Raw genomic sequence first — 15,693 nt, forward strand, 5'->3', positions numbered from 1 at the left:
ATGCTGCCATCTTCACCTAATCGCGCCCATACACCCGGCCTGTTGCACGTGCAGAAATGGCGCGGGCGGATCGGTATGTTGCTGGTCGCAAGCCTCTCGGTGCTGGCCGGCATGACCGACGCCATCGGCTTCATGGCCACCGGCGACTTTGTCTCATTCATGAGCGGCAACACCACTCGCCTGGCGGTGGCGATCAGCGACGGTGATCTGCTCCTGACCGTGCGCTTGCTGGTGCTGGTCGCCATGTTCATCGTCGGCAACGCATTGGGCATTGTGGTCAGTCGCATGGGCGGTCGACGCGCCCTGCCATTGATGCTGAGCATCGCCACCCTGCTGTGCGCCGCGGCTGCGTGGCCATTCGAGGCTAAATACCCGGCGTTGCTGGCGGCGATCATCGCCATGGGGATGCTCAATGCCGCTGTCGAACAGGTCAATGGCTTTCCGGTCGGGCTGACCTATGTCACCGGCGCCCTGTCGCGCTTCGGTCGTGGTCTGGGACGCTGGTTGCTCGGCGAACGCCGGAATGGCTGGCGGGTGCAGTTGATCCCCTGGACCGGCATGTTTGCCGGGGCCGTTCTGGGTGCGGTGCTCGAACACCATCTCGGCCTGCAAGCCTTGTACGCCAGTGGCCTGCTGGCCGGCGTACTCGGGGTTGTTTCGCTGAAGATTCCACGGCGCTGGCAGCTGGGCTACATGCCTCGCTGAATCGCCCTTCGCCGCACCGCCGATAAAGCTTTATCATGGCCGCAGATTTGTTGTCAGAGTTCGCCATGAAGTTCGCCATTGCGCTGTTTTCCGCCGCACACGCGCCCTCCTCGCGCCGCGCCCTGCTGTTTGCTCAGGCAGCGCTGGCTGGAGGGCACGAGATCGTGCGGCTGTTTTTCTATCAGGACGGCGTTTACAACGCGTCGAGCAACGTCGTCACGCCACAGGATGAGCAGGACCTGGCGCTGCAATGGCGCAACTTCGTCAGCGAGCACCAACTCGACGGCGTGGTGTGCATTGCCGCAGCCTTGCGCCGTGGCGTGCTGGATGAAGCAGAAGCCCAGCGTTATCAGCGGACGGCGATCAATGTCAGCGCACCGTGGGAATTGTCCGGGCTCGGGCAGTTGCATGATGCGGTGCAAGACGCCGATCGCCTGATCTGTTTTGGAGGGCCATGAACCATGCCTAAATCCTTGCTGATTATCAGCCGGCAGGCGCCCTGGTCTGGCCCAAGCGCCCGTGAAGCGCTGGATATCGTACTCGCCGGCGGTGCCTTCGATTTGCCGATCGGCCTGCTGTTTCTCGATGACGGCGTGTTCCAGCTGGCCACCCGGCAGAACGCCAAAGCCGTGCAACAAAAAGACCTCAGCGCCAACCTGCAGGCGCTTGGGTTGTTTGGTATAGAAGACGTGTATGTGTGTGGCGACAGCGCAACGGCTCGCGGCCTGGTGCCGACGGCCTTAAGCCTCGACCCGTTGCACGTGCTGGCTGCTGAGCAAATCTCGGCTGTTATTGACCGTTATGACCAAGTGATCACCCTCTGATGTCGACTTTGCATGTGTTGTCTCACTCGCCGTTTACCGATAACCGGCTGACCAGTTGCCTGCGCCTGCTCGGCGCGAGCGATGCGGTTCTGCTCAGCGGCGATGCGGTTTACGCCTTGCAACCCGGCACTGCGCCATTCAGCGCGTTGGAAACACGGCGCGATGCCTTGCGTCTGTTCGTCCTCGACGAAGACGTTCAGGCCCGCGGATTGCAAGTGCCTGACTGGGTCAAAAGCGTCGACTATCCGGCCTTCGTCGAACTGTCGATTCACTACGATAAGGTCAACAGCTGGTTATGAACTCGCTCACCGTAGGTGCACGTCGCATCGACCTGGACAAGGATGGTTACCTGGTTGATCTAGGTGACTGGTCCGCCGAAGTCGCCGCCGCCCTGGCCGCCACCGAAGAACTTGAGCTGAGCCCCGAACACTGGGAAATCCTTGAGCTGCTGCGTGGCTTCTATCAAGAGTTCCAGCTGTCGCCGGCAACCCGCCCGCTGATCAAATACACCGCGCTGAAGCTGGGCCCGGACAAGGGCAACAGCCTGCACCTGAACCGCTTGTTCAAAGGCACTCCCGCCAAACTTGCCGCCAAGCTGGCGGGCCTGCCCAAACCGACGAATTGTCTATGACCGATTTCGCCCCACTGATCACTGAAACACCTGCCGAACACCCTTTCGCGCAGTTCGTGCGGATTCTCGGCAAAGGCAAACGCGGTGCCCGCAGCCTGACCCGCGAAGAGGCCCGTGAGGCCATGGGCATGCTGCTTGACGACAAGGTCGAGGACACTCAACTCGGTGCCTTCCTGATGCTGTTGCGGCACAAGGAAGAAAGCCCTGAAGAACTGGCAGGCTTCACCGAAGCCTTGCGCGAACGGCTGAACGCGCCAGCGTTGGGCGTCGATCTGGACTGGCCGACCTACGCCGGCAAGAAACGTCACTTGCCGTGGTACCTGCTGGCCGCCAAGTGCCTGGCGCAAAACGGTGTGCGGATCCTGATGCACGGCGGTGGTGCGCATACCGCCGGGCGTCTGTACAGCGAGCAACTGCTCGAGCAATTGCAGATCCCGTTGTGCCGTAACTGGCAACAAGTGGGCTCCGCGCTTGAGCAAGGCAATCTGGCGTTCATCCCGCTGGGCGACTGGGCGCCACAACTGCAACGGATGATCGACCTGCGCAACACCCTCGGCCTGCGTTCGCCGATCCACTCGCTGGCACGGATTCTCAATCCGTTGGGCGCGCGCTGTGGCCTGCAAAGCATCTTCCACCCTGGCTACCAGGGCGTGCACCGCGACGCCAGCGGCTTGCTCGGCGATAACACGATCGTGATCAAGGGTGACGGTGGTGAAATCGAGATCAACCCGGACGCCGACAGTCACCTGTACGGCACCACCGGCGGTGAGAGCTGGGACGAGGAATGGCCGCAGCTGTCGGCGCAACGCCACGTCAAACCAGCAACCCTCGATCCTGAACACTTGAAAGCCGTTTGGCGCGGCGATGTGGTCGACAGCTATCCGCAAATGGCGCTGATTTCGACCATGGCCCTGGCCTTGCGCGGTCTCGGTACGCCGCGTGATGAAGCCTTCGTCAAAGCTCAGCAGTTCTGGGACGCTCGCGATAAATCGATTTAACCGATCATTAACGCCCAACCTTTGCGCTTTTTGTTCGAACTCATCCGAATAGACTGAACTCCAACGTTTAACGACTTTGGAGTTCGAGATGGGTTTGCTGATTGAAGGGCACTGGCGTGATCAGTGGTACGAAAGCAGCAAGGACGGCACGTTCCAGCGCGAACAAGCGCAGCGCCGCAACTGGCTGACCGCCGACGGCAAACCCGGCCCCAGCGGCGAAGGCGGCTTCCCCGCACAAGCCGGTCGCTATCACCTCTACGTCTCGCTCGCCTGCCCTTGGGCGCATCGCACGCTGATCCTGCGCAAGCTCAAAGGCCTGGAAAGCCTGATCGATGTGTCGGTGGTCAGCTGGCTGATGCTGGAGAACGGCTGGACCTTCGACAAGGCCTTCGGCTCCACTGGCGACAAACTCGATCACTTAGACTTCATGCACCAGCGCTACACCGCGGATGCCGCCAACTACACCGGCCGCGTAACGGTGCCAGTGCTGTGGGATAACCTGCAAAAACGCATCGTCAGCAACGAATCGGCGGAAATCATCCGCATGTTCAACAGCGCCTTCGACGGTCTGACCGGCAACGGCCTGGACTTCTACCCGCAACCCTTGCGCGCTGAAATCGATGAGCTGAATGCGCGGATTTATCCGGCGGTGAACAACGGCGTGTATCGCGCAGGGTTTGCCACGTCGCAAACGGCCTATGAAGAAGCGTTTGATGAGCTGTTCTGCGAACTCGACTGGCTGGAACACCGACTGGGCGAGAAGCGCTATCTGGCCGGTGAGTACCTGACTGAGGCGGACATTCGCCTGTTCACCACGCTGATTCGCTTCGACGCGGTGTATTACAGCCACTTCAAATGCAACCTGCGGCGGATCGCCGATTACCCGAACCTGTCGAACTGGCTACGCGAGGTGTATCAGTGGCCGAGGATCAGCGAAACCGTGGATTTTGCCCACATCAAAGGGCATTACTACGCCAGCCATCGCACGATCAATCCGACTGGCATTGTGCCGAAGGGGCCGGCGCAAGACTTCACCACCGCGCATGATCGGGGACGGTTGAGCGGGAAAGGGGTTTGGCACAAGGCCTGAGGTTTATGCAGGTTTTGAGGGCCTCATCGCGAGCAAGCTCGCTCCCACATTTGATCTGTGTTTGGCCATGAATCTGTGGCTAAACACGGCCCAGTGTGGGAGCGAGCTTGCTCGCGATGGAGGCGACGCGGTTCTCAGACTTGAGACTGGGCGCCTTCAAACCACGCGAGTTTCTCGCGAAGCTGCACCACTTCTCCCACGATTACCAATGTCGGTGCATGAACCTCATGCTCTGCCACCAGCTGTGGAAGGTCGGCCAGCGTGCCTGTGAAGACGCGCTGATTAGGCGTCGTGCCCTGCTGAATCAACGCCGCCGGCGTATCCGCCGAGCGACCATGCTTGATCAGTTGCTCGCAGATGATCGGCAACCCCACCAGCCCCATGTAAAACACCAGGGTTTGCGCTGGCGCGACCAGATCGCTCCACGGCAGATCCGAGGTACCGTCCTTCAGGTGGCCGGTGATAAAGCGCACCGACTGCGCGTAATCACGGTGGGTCAGCGGAATCCCGGCGTAGGCCGCGCAACCGCTGGCAGCGGTAATGCCCGGCACGACCTGGAACGGGATGCCGTGGGCCGCCAGCTCTTCGATCTCTTCGCCACCACGGCCGAAGATGAACGGATCACCGCCCTTCAACCGCACCACACGCTTGCCCTGCTTGGCCAGGTCGACCAATTGCTGGTTGATCTGGTCCTGAGGCACCGCGTGATCAGCACGTCGCTTGCCGACATAAATCCGCTCGGCATCACGACGGCACAGCTCAAGAATCGCCGGCGCCACCAGACGGTCATATAGCACCACATCGGCTTGCTGCATCAGTCGCAAGGCGCGGAAGGTCAGCAAATCGGGGTCACCCGGCCCTGCGCCTACCAGATACACCTCACCCGGAGCATTGGGGGATTCGCCGTTGATTTTCGCCAGCAACAAGCGCTCGGCTTCAGCGCCCTGCCCGGCCAGTTGACGATCAGCGATCGGCCCCTGGAAAACCTCTTCCCAGAATGCCCGGCGCTGCTGCACGTCCGGGAACAGACCTTTGACCTGATGGCGAAAACGCGCCGCCAACCCGGCCAGTTGGCCGTAGGTCGAGGGAATCCAGGTTTCCAGTTTGGCGCGGATCAACCGCGCCAGCACCGGCGCATCGCCGCCGCTGGAAACCGCAATCACCAACGGCGAACGGTCGACGATCGCTGGGAAAATCACGCTGCACAAGGCCGGCGCGTCCACCACGTTGACCGGCACGCAGCGCCGATGAGCATCCTGGGAGACTTGCGCATTCAGCGGTTCATCGTCGGTGGCGGCAATGATCAACCCGCAACCGTCGAGGTCCGACTCACGATAGCCGCGCAACACCAGCTCGCCGCCACTGTTCTGCACCAGTTCGCGTAGCTGGGTTTCGATCTCGGGTGCAACGACCCGCAGCAGCGCACCGGCATCGGCCAGCAGACGGGATTTGCGCAAGGCAATCTCCCCTCCACCGACGACCAACACACGACTGCCGCGCAGGTTGTGAAACAGCGGCAGAAATTCCATTTAGCCGATGACCTCGAGGCCGCCCATGTACGGCTTGAGCACGGCCGGCACGCGGATCGAACCGTCGGCCTGCTGATAGTTCTCCAGCACCGCCACCAGGGTACGACCGACCGCCAGGCCGGAACCGTTCAGGGTGTGAACCAGCTCAGGCTTGCCGGTTTCCGGGTTACGGAAACGCGCTTGCATGCGACGGGCCTGGAAATCGCCGCAGTTGGAGCACGACGAAATTTCACGGTATTTGTCCTGGCTCGGAATCCACACTTCCAGGTCGTAGGTCTTGACCGCGCTGAAGCCCATGTCGCCGGTGCACAGTGCGATGGTGCGGTAAGGCAGTTCCAGCAGTTGCAAGACTTTCTCGGCGTTGGCGGTCAGGCCTTCCAGCGCTTCCATCGAAGTCGATGGTTCAACGATCTGGACCATTTCGACCTTGTCGAACTGGTGCTGACGAATCATCCCGCGCGTGTCACGACCCGATGCACCGGCTTCACTGCGGAAGCACGGCGTGTGAGCCACGAACTTGATCGGCAGCAGTTTCGGGTCAATGATTTCGCCAGCCACGATGTTGGTCAGCGACACTTCAGCGGTCGGAATCAGGTACAGATCGGCTTCGCCTTCGCGGCTGATCTTGAACAGGTCTTCCTCGAACTTCGGCAGTTGACCGGTGCCCTGCAAGGCCGGCGCCTGAACCAGATAAGGCGTGTAGGCCTCTTCGTAGCCGTGCTCGCTGGTGTGCAGGTTGATCATGAACTGCGCGAGGGCGCGGTGCAGACGAGCGATCGGCCCGCGCAGCAAGGCGAAACGGGCGCCAGACAGCTTGGCGGCGGTTTCAAAGTCCAGCCAGCCGAACTTCTCGCCCAGCGCAACGTGGTCCTTGATTTCGAAATCGAAGGCGGTCGGCGTGCCCCAGCGGCGCACTTCGACGTTGCCGTCTTCGTCGGAACCAATCGGCACCGACTCGTGTGGCAGGTTAGGAATGCCCAGCACAATTGAGTCCAGCTCGGTCTGGATCGCGTCCAGCTCGAACTTGCCAACACCGAGCTCGTTCGCCATGCGCTCGACATCCGCCATCAACGGCGCGATGTCTTCACCGCGCTGTTTGGCCTGACCGATGGATTTGGAGCGCGCATTACGTTCGGCCTGCAGTGCTTCGGTGCGGGTCTGGACGGTCTTGCGCTGTTCTTCCAGCGCTTCGATGCGCGCAACATCCAAGGCATAGCCACGGGATGCCAGGCGGTCCGCTACGTCCTGAAGGTTGCTACGTAACAGTTTGGAATCGAGCATGTCGGTCTCTCGTTTATCAAAGTTTGGTCAAGGATAGGCCAGCCCAGGTTGCGAGCAGCCCGCCGAATACACTGATGGCCAGATAACCGAAGGCTATCGGTGCCTGCCCGCTTTCCAGCAAGCGCAGCGTATCCAGTGAAAAGGATGAAAAGGTCGTCAGACCGCCTACAAAACCGACGATCAGGCCAGCGCGAATTTCAATCGGCACTTCGGGGCGCATCAGAAACAGCCCGTAAAGCAAACCGATGATCAGACAGCCCACCAGATTGACGGCCAGGGTCGCCGCATAAAAATGCCGCGGCCAATTGGCGTTGACCCAATTGCCGGCTGCGAAACGCAGTAATGTACCAGCGATGCCGGCCACGGACACCGCAAGAATAGTTCGAATCACTACTTTCTCCGCTGTTTCGGGCTAAGACGGTCGAGTTGTGCAAGGTGATTGAGCTTCTCGCCAATCTTCAACTCCAGACCACGCGGAACCGGTCGGTAGAACGACTGCGGTTCCAGCTCTTCCGGGAAATAGTCTTCACCGGCGGCGTAAGCGTCCGGCTCATCGTGGGCATAACGGTATTCGTCGCCATAACCGAGCTGCTTCATCAACTTGGTCGGGGCGTTGCGCAAATGCAGCGGGACTTCCAGCGAGCCGTGCTCGGCAGCGCTGCGCATGGCAGCTTTGAAGCCCATGTAAACGGCGTTGCTTTTCGGCGCACAGGCCAGATAGGTAATCGCCTGCGCGACCGCCAACTCGCCCTCGGGACTGCCGAGCCGCTCCTGCACATCCCACGCGGCCAGGCACAGGCTCAAGGCGCGCGGGTCGGCATTGCCGATGTCTTCGCTGGCCATGCGCACCACGCGCCGGGCCAGGTACAACGGATCGCAGCCACCGTCGAGCATGCGCGCGAACCAGTACAGCGCACCGTCCGGGTTGGAACCGCGCACCGATTTGTGCAACGCGGATATCTGGTCGTAAAACGCTTCGCCGCCCTTGTCGAACCGTCGCCGGGTGTCGCCAAGCAGGCTTTGCAGCAGCTCGACGCCGATTTCCGTGCCGTCTTCGGCCAGGTCGGAAGCGTTTTCCAACAGGTTCAACAAACGTCGGCCGTCACCGTCAGCAGCGCTGAGCAGCATCTTGAAACCGTCATCGCCAAGGCTCAGCTGACGCTTGCCCAGGCCGCGCTCTTCGGTCAACGCTCGCTGTACCAGTTTGTGCAGTGCGGTTTCGTCGAGGCTCTTGAGCACGTAAACACGCGCACGGGACAACAGTGCGTTGTTCAGTTCAAAGGACGGGTTTTCGGTGGTCGCACCGATGAAAATCAGCGTGCCGTCTTCGACGTACGGCAGAAAGGCATCTTGTTGAGACTTGTTGAAACGATGGACTTCGTCGACGAACAGAATGGTTCGACGGCCATATTGTCCGGCCTGCTGCTTGGCGACTTCCACCGCCTGACGGATTTCCTTGACCCCGGCCAGCACCGCCGAGACGGTTTCGAAGTGCGCATCCGAGACTTCCGCCAGCAGCCGCGCCAGGGTGGTTTTACCCACGCCCGGTGGCCCCCAGAAAATCATCGAGTGCAAGGCACCCTGCTCCAGCGCCTCGCGCAGCGGCTTGCCGCGAGCCAACAGGTGTTCCTGACCGACATACTCGTCCAGATTGGCGGCCCGTAAACGGGCGGCCAAGGGCTGAGCTATCGGAGCACTGCGAAACAGGTCCATCACTACTTATGAAACCTCTACTGGGTCCTGATGCCGATCAGTTAAGAATCTGGGCGACGCAGTCCTTGTGGGAGCGAGCTTGCTCGCGATGGCGGTATGACATTCAACATCCATATTGACTGATACGACGCCATCGCGAGCAAGCTCGCTCCCACAGGTTTTGCGTCCTGCAGTTTATTCCTGGATCACATCGGCACCCTTGGGGATGACGAACTTGAACTTGGAGGCCGGAATCGGCTCGTTGGCCTTGACCCCGGTGAACAGGATATTCGTGCGCTGGCCGACGCTGTCGATCATCTGCATGTCATTGACCATGCCGTTGCGGAACGACAGACGCAGGCTGTCGAACAGCGTGTCTTTGGTCTTGGGCTTGAGCGTGAAGTCGATCACGCCGCCGGCTTCCTTGGATGTGATGGCGAAGCTCTGGCTGATTTTCGACACATCACCGGACAGCAGCAGGGCCGGAGTCTGGGTCAGGCGCTGATCGAGGTTCTTGATGGTGACTTGTTGCAGATCAGGGTCCCACAGGGAGACCTTCTTGCCATCCGAAACCATAAGCTGCTCTTGTGGCGCATCGGTGTGCCAGTAGAACAGGCCCGGACGCTGCAACGACATCTCGCCAGCGGTTTCCTGCAACTGAGTGCCGCTGCCGTCGAGGGTCAGCTGAGAGAAACGTGCGGTCAGTGTCTGCGACTTTTCGAGCAGTTGGGTAAGACGCGCCACGTCCTTGTCATCGGCGTGGGCCGAGAGCGTGGTTAAAGCCAGTACCGGCAGCAGCAACATGCGGATAAGACGCATGGGAGTCCTCTTTGATATTCGTTTGAATGGCGTGCCGCGTGTTATCACGCGGCACCGGTCAGTCACGCATTGGGCCTGGTGCAAGCACTTCGCGCGAGCCGTTGGTATTCATGGAGGTCACGACCCCGGCCATTTCCATGGCCTCGATCATGCGCGCAGCGCGGTTATAGCCAATCTTCAGCTTGCGCTGAACCGCAGAGATCGAGGCGCGGCGGCTTTCCAGCACGAACTGCACCGCTTCGTCGTAAAGCGCGTCGGTTTCGCTGTCATCGTCGCCACCGCCGCTGCCGCCTTCGAAGCCGCTGCCCGCCTCTTCGACACCGTTGAGGATGTCATCGTTGTACTCCGGTGCGCCGCGCAGTTTCCAGGCTTCAACTACCCGGTGAACTTCATCGTCGGAAACAAACGCGCCGTGAACCCGAATCGGCAAACTGGTGCCCGGCGGCATGTAGAGCATGTCACCGTGACCCAGCAATTGCTCGGCGCCACCCTGGTCAATGATGGTTCGCGAGTCGATCTTGCTCGATACCTGGAACGCCATACGGGTCGGAATGTTGGCCTTGATCAGACCGGTGATCACATCCACCGACGGACGCTGGGTTGCAAGGATCAAGTGAATACCGGCCGCACGGGCTTTCTGGGCGATCCGGGCGATCAGTTCTTCAACCTTCTTGCCGACGATCATCATCATGTCGGCGAATTCGTCGACCACCACCACGATGGTCGGCAACTTGGTCAACAGCGGCGCTTCGTCGTGGATGCTTTCGCGGTTGTACAACGGATCTGTCAGCGGTGTACCCGCCTCCTGCGCCTCTCTGACCTTCTGGTTGAAGCCCGACAGGTTACGCACGCCCATCTTCGCCATCAGCTTGTAGCGACGCTCCATCTCGGCCACGCTCCAGCGCAGCGCGTTGGCGGCGTCCTTCATGTCGGTGACCACCGGGCACAGCAGGTGCGGAATGCCTTCGTAGATCGACAACTCAAGCATTTTCGGGTCGATCATGATCAGCTTGGCGTCTTCCGGGCCCGACTTGAACAGAATCGACAGAATCATTGCGTTCACGCCCACCGACTTACCGGAACCGGTGGTACCGGCCACCAACAGGTGAGGCATTTTTGCCAGGTCGACGATGATCGGCTTACCGCCGATGTCGTGGCCCAGGGCCAAGGTGACCGGGGACTTGGCGTCATCGTATTCCGGCGTCGACAACACTTCGGAGAAGCGCACGATCTGCCGGTCTTCGTTGGGAATCTCGATGCCGACCGTGGTCTTGCCGGGAATCACTTCCACCACCCGCACACTGGTCACTGCCAGCGAACGCGCAAGGTCTTTGGCCAGGTTGGAAATACGACTGACTTTTACCCCGGCCGCCGGTTGAATCTCGTAACGGGTAATCACCGGGCCCGGGTGTATCGAATCCACCGAGACTTCAACGCCGAATTCCTTGAGTTTGATTTCCAGCAAGTGGCCGACCGCTGCCAGCGATTCAGGCGAATAGTTGAGCTGTTTCTTTTCTGCCGGGTCGAGAATCGAGATCGGCGGCAAGGTGCCCTCCACCGCACTGTCAACGAACAGCGGCGCCTGTTTCTCTTTCTCGACACGCTTGCTTGGAGGCGGCGCTTTGGCAGGCGCCGGGGCAATCACCGGCGGGACCTGCTTCTCGCGCTCGGACATGTGCTTGCTCAGGGCCTGCTCGCGCTCGATCAGGCGCTCCTTGACCTTGGCTTGCTCGCGTTTATCGGTCACGGTCGGCGCCACGACGTCGTGCACCCGATCGTCGACTTCACGCAGTTGAGCGACCAATTGCTTGCGCTCGGTGCGCGCCGCCCACCAGCGATTGGCGGCGCCCTGAAACAGCTCGAACAGGTCGAGGGTGATCTTGCCGGTGACGTCCATCACCTTGAACCACGAAAGGTCGGTGAACACGGTCAGGCCAAACAGGAACAGTGCGATGAACATCAGGGTGCTGCCCTGGATATTCAGCGCGTTCTTCGCCAGATCGCCGAGGCTTTCGCCCAGCGCACCACCGGCGCCGGCCGGCAAACCGGTTGGCGCATGGAAATGGATATGCGCCAGGGCCGCGCCCGACAGCACCAGAAACACCAGGCCGATCAGGCGCCAGGAAAACAGCCAGCCACTCCACTGCCACGGCTCGTGGCGTTGACGGAATATCTGGTAGGTCTTGATCGCCAGCAACAGCGGGAAGATGTAAGCGAAATAACCCAGCACCATGAACAGAATATCAGCGCTGTACGAGCCGGCCGGCCCGCCGAAGTTCTGTACATCGTCGATTTTGCTGTTATGGCTCCAGCCCGGATCGTCCTTGCCATAGGTCAGCAAGGCCATCATCAGGAACAGGCACAAGGCACCGATGGCGATCAGTGCACCTTCCTTGAGCCGGTAGTGCAAATGCTGACGCCAGAGTGGAACTACTGTTTTAGGTGCTGCGGTGGATTTCTTCAAAACGCGTCTTTTCCTGCGCCTGTAGCGCGTCCAACTGTTGATTGACTACAAAAACTGCCCAATCCGGGCAGGTAACAAAGTTAACGAACGCAACAGAGACTACTTTTAACACTCCGACATCGAAATCTAAATCCGTAGGAGCTGCCGAAGGCTGCGATCTTTTATTTCGGAACATCCCGATACAGATCGGCATTGTACGGGTTTGCCCGCACGATGCCACGCTAGAGCAGCTAAGGTGTAGCATAGCCAAAAGTATGTTGCGCGCGCTTCAATTTGAGCATGCATTCTCTTTTGTGACAAAGGCTTATGAGGTGTTTTTATGAGCGAAGCCAAGCATTCACGCCTGATCATTCTGGGTTCCGGCCCTGCCGGTTACAGCGCTGCCGTTTATGCCGCTCGTGCCAACCTCAAGCCGACCGTTATCACGGGCCTGCAAGCCGGCGGTCAGTTGACCACCACCGTTGAAGTCGACAACTGGCCAGGCGATGTCGAAGGACTGACCGGCCCGGTGTTGATGGAGCGCATGCAAAAACACGCAGAGCGTTTCGACACAGAGATCGTCTACGACCACATTCACACCGCAGAGTTGCAGCAACGGCCGTTCAGACTCACTGGCGACAGCGGCACTTACACCTGCGACGCACTGATTATCGCGACCGGCGCCTCGGCGCAATACCTGGGATTGCCCTCTGAAGAAACCTTCGCCGGCAAAGGCGTGTCTGCCTGCGCCACCTGCGATGGTTTTTTCTACCGCAATCAGGTGGTCGCGGTGATTGGCGGCGGCAACACCGCCGTTGAAGAAGCGCTGTACCTGGGCAACATCGCCAAGGAGGTCCACCTGATCCATCGCCGCGACAAGCTGCGCTCAGAGAAGATTCTTCAGGACAAACTGTTCGAACGCGCCAAAAACGGCAATATCCGTCTGCACTGGAACCAGAACCTTGACGAGGTTCTCGGCGATGCCAGCGGCGTGATCGGCGCACGCCTGCGCGACAGCCTGACCGGCGAGATGAAAGATCTGGAGCTGACTGGCGTGTTCATTGCCATTGGCCACAAGCCCAACACCGACCTGTTCCAGGGCCAGCTGGAGATGCATAACGGCTACCTACGCGTCCGGGGCGGCAGCGAAGGCAATGCCACCGCCACCGAGATCACAGGTGTGTTTGCCGCCGGCGACGTAGCCGACCATGTCTACCGCCAGGCGGTGACTTCCGCCGGTGCCGGTTGCATGGCAGCACTGGACGCTGAAAAATACCTCGACGACAACTGACAAGACATTCATTGCGGCGGGCCCCAACCTGCCGCTGCCCTCCCCTTCTGCAAGCCCGGATGCCATGCTGACCTGGTTACAACGCGACTCCCTGAACTTCCCGCCGCTGGAAAAAGCCATGCGTGACCCTAACGGCTTGCTTGCCGCTGGCGGCGACCTTAGTGCTGATCGGCTGATCCGGGCTTATCGCCACGGCTGCTTCCCGTGGTTCTCGGAGGGTCAGCCGATCCTCTGGTGGTCACCCGATCCACGCACCGTATTGTTTCCCGACGAACTGCATATTTCTCGCAGCCTTGGCAAACTGCTGCGGCAAAAACGCTACGAGGTGACCTTCGACCAGGACTTCGCCGCCGTCATCAACGCCTGCGCCGCGCCACGGGAGTACGCCGACGGCACCTGGATCACCGACGCTATGCAAGCCGCCTATACGGAGCTGCATGCTCGTGGGTACGCCCATTCGGTTGAAGTCTGGGATCAAGGGGTGCTGGTGGGCGGGCTCTATGGCTTGGCAATGGGTCAGCTGTTTTTTGGTGAGTCGATGTTCAGCCGCGCCGACAATGCCTCCAAGTTCGGCTTCGCCACACTGGTCAATCACCTGAAGGACGCCGGTTTTGTGCTGATCGACTGCCAGATGCCGACCGATCATCTGCACAGCCTGGGTGCCCGGGCGATCCCTCGTCGCGAGTTTGCTGGTTATCTTCAGCAACATCTTGACCAACCCAGCCGTGCCACATGGGTTTGCTGAGCGACTTTTGCAGCCGTGGCTTACACTTAATTGAACAGCTATTCCCGAGGGTTGATTCATGACCGAGTTGGCGCGCCTCAAGTTTTATGCCACTCAACCCCACTCTTGCAGCTATCTGCCCGATGAACAGGCCACTACGCTGTTCCTCGACCCTAGCCAGCCCATGGATGTGCATGTCTATGCAGACCTGTCGGAAATGGGTTTTCGTCGCAGTGGCGATCACCTGTACCGGCCGCATTGCCAAAATTGCAATGCGTGTGTGCCTGCGCGCATTCCCGTTGCGCAATTTTCGCCTAACCGTCAGCAGAAACGTATTTTCAAACGCAATGCCGACCTGCAGGTTCGCCCCGCCAAACCGGGTTACAGCGAAGAATATTTCGACCTTTACCAGCGCTATATCGAACAGCGTCACGCCGATGGCGACATGTACCCCCCCAGCCGCGATCAATTTTCGACCTTTCTGGTCCGCGATCTGCCGTTTTCGCGATTCTATGAGTTCCGCCTCGAAGGTCGCCTGCTGGCGATCGCCGTGACCGACCTGCTGCCCAACGGTTTGTCGGCGGTTTACACCTTCTATGAGCCCGAAGAAGATCGTCGCAGCCTGGGGCGTTACGCGATTCTCTGGCAAATCAACGAAGCCCGGCGCCTGGGGCTGGATGCGGTCTACCTCGGATACTGGATCAAAAACTGCAAAAAAATGAACTACAAGACCCAGTATCGCCCCATCGAGCTGCTGATTAATCAACGCTGGGTGGTTCTAAACTAGAAGCCCTTGGCTTAAACCCCATTTTTCGGGCACAATGCACGCCGCTTTTGCCTGGCGCAGTTGCACCGGGCCATTCATTGGATACCGAGGGCTTTACTGCATGTCGAAAGAAGACAGCTTCGAAATGGAAGGCACTGTCGTCGACACCCTGCCCAACACCATGTTTCGTGTGGAGTTGGAAAATGGGCACGTCGTAACCGCGCATATTTCCGGCAAGATGCGCAAGAATTACATTCGTATTCTTACCGGTGACAAAGTGCGCGTCGAGCTGACGCCCTATGACTTGAGCAAAGGGCGGATCACTTACCGCGCTCGTTAATCAAGTCAATACAAAACGCCCGGCTCTGCCGGGCGTTTTTGTTTGTCTGCGATTTGATGGCGTCTTTTTGTTTTGGGTGTATATCCGTTGCTGCGGTAACGGCGGCTTAGGGTTTCGCTCTTACAGCGACTCACTTTTCCAGACGCCGAAAAGTAAGCAAAAGGCTTCGCCCCGGCGTACGGCCCCTCGCCAGGGCTCGGTGTTCCCTCGCTACGGTGCCCATCAGGGGGCATCGCCTACGGTCTGCTTCGCTACGACCTCCTCTCGATGTGTTCGACTTCGTCGAACGGCGCTACGCGCCTACCCCCTGATGAACACCTACACTCGGCCTGCCGAAGGGGCGAGAGATCAGAAGCAGATCAACATCAAAAGCCAAAGCCAAAGCCAAAGCCAAAGCCAAAGCCAAAGCCAAAGCCAAAACCAAAACCAAAACCAAAGCGTTCCGTAGCCCCAATATAATTCGAGTACACCCACCAGAAACCGGTCAACAGTCAGGCCGCCATCGCGGGCAAGCCTTGCTCCTACAGTTATTTGATCACCCCCAACGCTCTGCGTAACAT

The 15,693-nt window shown here is 59.6% G+C and carries 18 protein-coding genes; 11 read left to right on the plus strand and 7 right to left on the minus strand.

The genetic code is table 11. From position 1 onward, the window contains the following. The 7 genes from AC1RKH_RS18710 (at window position 1) to AC1RKH_RS18740 (ending at window position 4,248) form a co-directional block, all read left to right on the plus strand. Complete coding sequence (locus tag AC1RKH_RS18710; protein ID WP_493061726.1) at window positions 1-705, plus strand: YoaK family protein; 705 nt, start codon at window positions 1-3, stop codon at window positions 703-705. 65 nt (window positions 706-770) lie between these two features. After that, window positions 771-1,163: a sulfurtransferase complex subunit TusD gene (tusD, locus tag AC1RKH_RS18715; RefSeq protein WP_493061725.1), complete on the plus strand. Its 393-nt coding sequence runs from the start codon at window positions 771-773 to the stop codon at window positions 1,161-1,163. 3 nt (window positions 1,164-1,166) lie between these two features. Next, the gene (tusC, locus tag AC1RKH_RS18720) at window positions 1,167-1,529 is read left to right on the plus strand and encodes a sulfurtransferase complex subunit TusC (RefSeq protein ID WP_493061724.1); all 363 of its coding nucleotides are present in this window, start codon (window positions 1,167-1,169) and stop codon (window positions 1,527-1,529) included. After that, complete coding sequence (gene tusB, locus AC1RKH_RS18725) at window positions 1,529-1,828, plus strand: sulfurtransferase complex subunit TusB (RefSeq protein ID WP_493061723.1); 300 nt, start codon at window positions 1,529-1,531, stop codon at window positions 1,826-1,828. The genes tusC and tusB overlap by 1 nt, the downstream gene beginning before the upstream one ends. After that, complete coding sequence (locus AC1RKH_RS18730; RefSeq protein WP_493061722.1) at window positions 1,825-2,160, plus strand: TusE/DsrC/DsvC family sulfur relay protein; 336 nt, start codon at window positions 1,825-1,827, stop codon at window positions 2,158-2,160. The genes tusB and AC1RKH_RS18730 overlap by 4 nt, the downstream gene beginning before the upstream one ends. Beyond that, complete coding sequence (locus AC1RKH_RS18735) at window positions 2,157-3,158, plus strand: glycosyl transferase family protein (protein WP_493061721.1); 1,002 nt, start codon at window positions 2,157-2,159, stop codon at window positions 3,156-3,158. Before AC1RKH_RS18730 ends, AC1RKH_RS18735 begins: the two co-directional genes overlap by 4 nt. 88 nt (window positions 3,159-3,246) lie before the next feature. Further along, the gene (locus AC1RKH_RS18740) at window positions 3,247-4,248 is read left to right on the plus strand and encodes a glutathione S-transferase family protein (RefSeq protein ID WP_493061720.1); all 1,002 of its coding nucleotides are present in this window, start codon (window positions 3,247-3,249) and stop codon (window positions 4,246-4,248) included. A gap of 134 nt (window positions 4,249-4,382) precedes the next feature. Here the strand turns inward: AC1RKH_RS18740 and cysG are convergent, their stop codons facing one another. The 6 genes from cysG to ftsK form a co-directional block, all read right to left on the minus strand. Further along, window positions 4,383-5,777 carry a siroheme synthase CysG gene (cysG, locus tag AC1RKH_RS18745; RefSeq protein WP_123425899.1) on the minus strand — a complete coding sequence of 465 codons (1,395 nt, stop codon included), beginning with the start codon at window positions 5,775-5,777 and terminating at the stop codon, window positions 4,383-4,385. Further along, window positions 5,778-7,058 carry a serine--tRNA ligase gene (gene serS / locus AC1RKH_RS18750; RefSeq protein ID WP_493061719.1) on the minus strand — a complete coding sequence of 427 codons (1,281 nt, stop codon included), beginning with the start codon at window positions 7,056-7,058 and terminating at the stop codon, window positions 5,778-5,780. Window positions 7,059-7,074: 16 nt separating this feature from the next. Then, the gene (gene crcB / locus AC1RKH_RS18755; RefSeq protein ID WP_123425897.1) at window positions 7,075-7,449 is read right to left on the minus strand and encodes a fluoride efflux transporter CrcB; all 375 of its coding nucleotides are present in this window, start codon (window positions 7,447-7,449) and stop codon (window positions 7,075-7,077) included. Next, complete coding sequence (locus AC1RKH_RS18760) at window positions 7,449-8,771, minus strand: replication-associated recombination protein A (RefSeq protein WP_123425896.1); 1,323 nt, start codon at window positions 8,769-8,771, stop codon at window positions 7,449-7,451. The genes crcB and AC1RKH_RS18760 overlap by 1 nt, the downstream gene beginning before the upstream one ends. A gap of 174 nt (window positions 8,772-8,945) precedes the next feature. After that, window positions 8,946-9,569, minus strand: a complete 624-nt coding sequence (gene lolA, locus AC1RKH_RS18765) for an outer membrane lipoprotein periplasmic chaperone LolA (RefSeq protein ID WP_123425895.1) — start codon at window positions 9,567-9,569, stop codon at window positions 8,946-8,948. A 58-nt stretch (window positions 9,570-9,627) separates the two neighbouring features. Further along, complete coding sequence (gene ftsK, locus AC1RKH_RS18770; protein WP_493061718.1) at window positions 9,628-12,033, minus strand: DNA translocase FtsK; 2,406 nt, start codon at window positions 12,031-12,033, stop codon at window positions 9,628-9,630. A 319-nt stretch (window positions 12,034-12,352) separates the two neighbouring features. Between ftsK and trxB the strand changes: the two genes are divergently transcribed. The 4 genes from trxB to infA all read left to right on the plus strand — a co-directional run bounded on the left by trxB (window position 12,353) and on the right by infA (window position 15,133). Further along, entirely contained in the window at window positions 12,353-13,303 is a 951-nt protein-coding gene (gene trxB / locus AC1RKH_RS18775) for a thioredoxin-disulfide reductase (RefSeq protein ID WP_493061717.1), read from the plus strand. 64 nt (window positions 13,304-13,367) lie between these two features. Further along, entirely contained in the window at window positions 13,368-14,048 is a 681-nt protein-coding gene (gene aat, locus AC1RKH_RS18780; RefSeq protein ID WP_123425892.1) for a leucyl/phenylalanyl-tRNA--protein transferase, read from the plus strand. Window positions 14,049-14,106: 58 nt separating this feature from the next. After that, on the plus strand, window positions 14,107-14,814 hold the full coding sequence (locus tag AC1RKH_RS18785) for an arginyltransferase (protein ID WP_123425891.1): 708 nt from the start codon (window positions 14,107-14,109) through the stop codon (window positions 14,812-14,814). A gap of 100 nt (window positions 14,815-14,914) precedes the next feature. Further along, window positions 14,915-15,133: a translation initiation factor IF-1 gene (gene infA / locus AC1RKH_RS18790; protein WP_002553999.1), complete on the plus strand. Its 219-nt coding sequence runs from the start codon at window positions 14,915-14,917 to the stop codon at window positions 15,131-15,133. Between the two features lie 365 nt (window positions 15,134-15,498). Here infA and AC1RKH_RS18795 read toward each other — a convergent pair whose 3' ends face one another. After that, the gene (locus AC1RKH_RS18795; protein WP_493061716.1) at window positions 15,499-15,621 is read right to left on the minus strand and encodes a hypothetical protein; all 123 of its coding nucleotides are present in this window, start codon (window positions 15,619-15,621) and stop codon (window positions 15,499-15,501) included. Window positions 15,622-15,693 lie beyond the last annotated feature (72 nt).

It is taken from the genome of Pseudomonas sp. GW822-FHT06B12 (assembly GCF_058799675.1).

Coding starts and splice junctions, on each gene's coding strand:
- cysG (WP_123425899.1), bottom strand. CDS start 5,777: ATGGAATTTCTGCCGCTGTTTCACAACCTGCGCGGCAGTCGTGTGTTG.
- AC1RKH_RS18760 (WP_123425896.1), bottom strand. CDS start 8,771: ATGGACCTGTTTCGCAGTGCTCCGATAGCTCAGCCCTTGGCCGCCCGT.
- AC1RKH_RS18730 (WP_493061722.1), top strand. CDS start 1,825: ATGAACTCGCTCACCGTAGGTGCACGTCGCATCGACCTGGACAAGGAT.
- lolA (WP_123425895.1), bottom strand. CDS start 9,569: ATGCGTCTTATCCGCATGTTGCTGCTGCCGGTACTGGCTTTAACCACG.
- tusD (WP_493061725.1), top strand. CDS start 771: ATGAAGTTCGCCATTGCGCTGTTTTCCGCCGCACACGCGCCCTCCTCG.
- tusC (WP_493061724.1), top strand. CDS start 1,167: ATGCCTAAATCCTTGCTGATTATCAGCCGGCAGGCGCCCTGGTCTGGC.
- aat (WP_123425892.1), top strand. CDS start 13,368: ATGCTGACCTGGTTACAACGCGACTCCCTGAACTTCCCGCCGCTGGAA.
- infA (WP_002553999.1), top strand. CDS start 14,915: ATGTCGAAAGAAGACAGCTTCGAAATGGAAGGCACTGTCGTCGACACC.
- AC1RKH_RS18735 (WP_493061721.1), top strand. CDS start 2,157: ATGACCGATTTCGCCCCACTGATCACTGAAACACCTGCCGAACACCCT.
- AC1RKH_RS18785 (WP_123425891.1), top strand. CDS start 14,107: ATGACCGAGTTGGCGCGCCTCAAGTTTTATGCCACTCAACCCCACTCT.
- AC1RKH_RS18710 (WP_493061726.1), top strand. CDS start 1: ATGCTGCCATCTTCACCTAATCGCGCCCATACACCCGGCCTGTTGCAC.
- serS (WP_493061719.1), bottom strand. CDS start 7,058: ATGCTCGATTCCAAACTGTTACGTAGCAACCTTCAGGACGTAGCGGAC.
- tusB (WP_493061723.1), top strand. CDS start 1,529: ATGTCGACTTTGCATGTGTTGTCTCACTCGCCGTTTACCGATAACCGG.
- AC1RKH_RS18740 (WP_493061720.1), top strand. CDS start 3,247: ATGGGTTTGCTGATTGAAGGGCACTGGCGTGATCAGTGGTACGAAAGC.
- trxB (WP_493061717.1), top strand. CDS start 12,353: ATGAGCGAAGCCAAGCATTCACGCCTGATCATTCTGGGTTCCGGCCCT.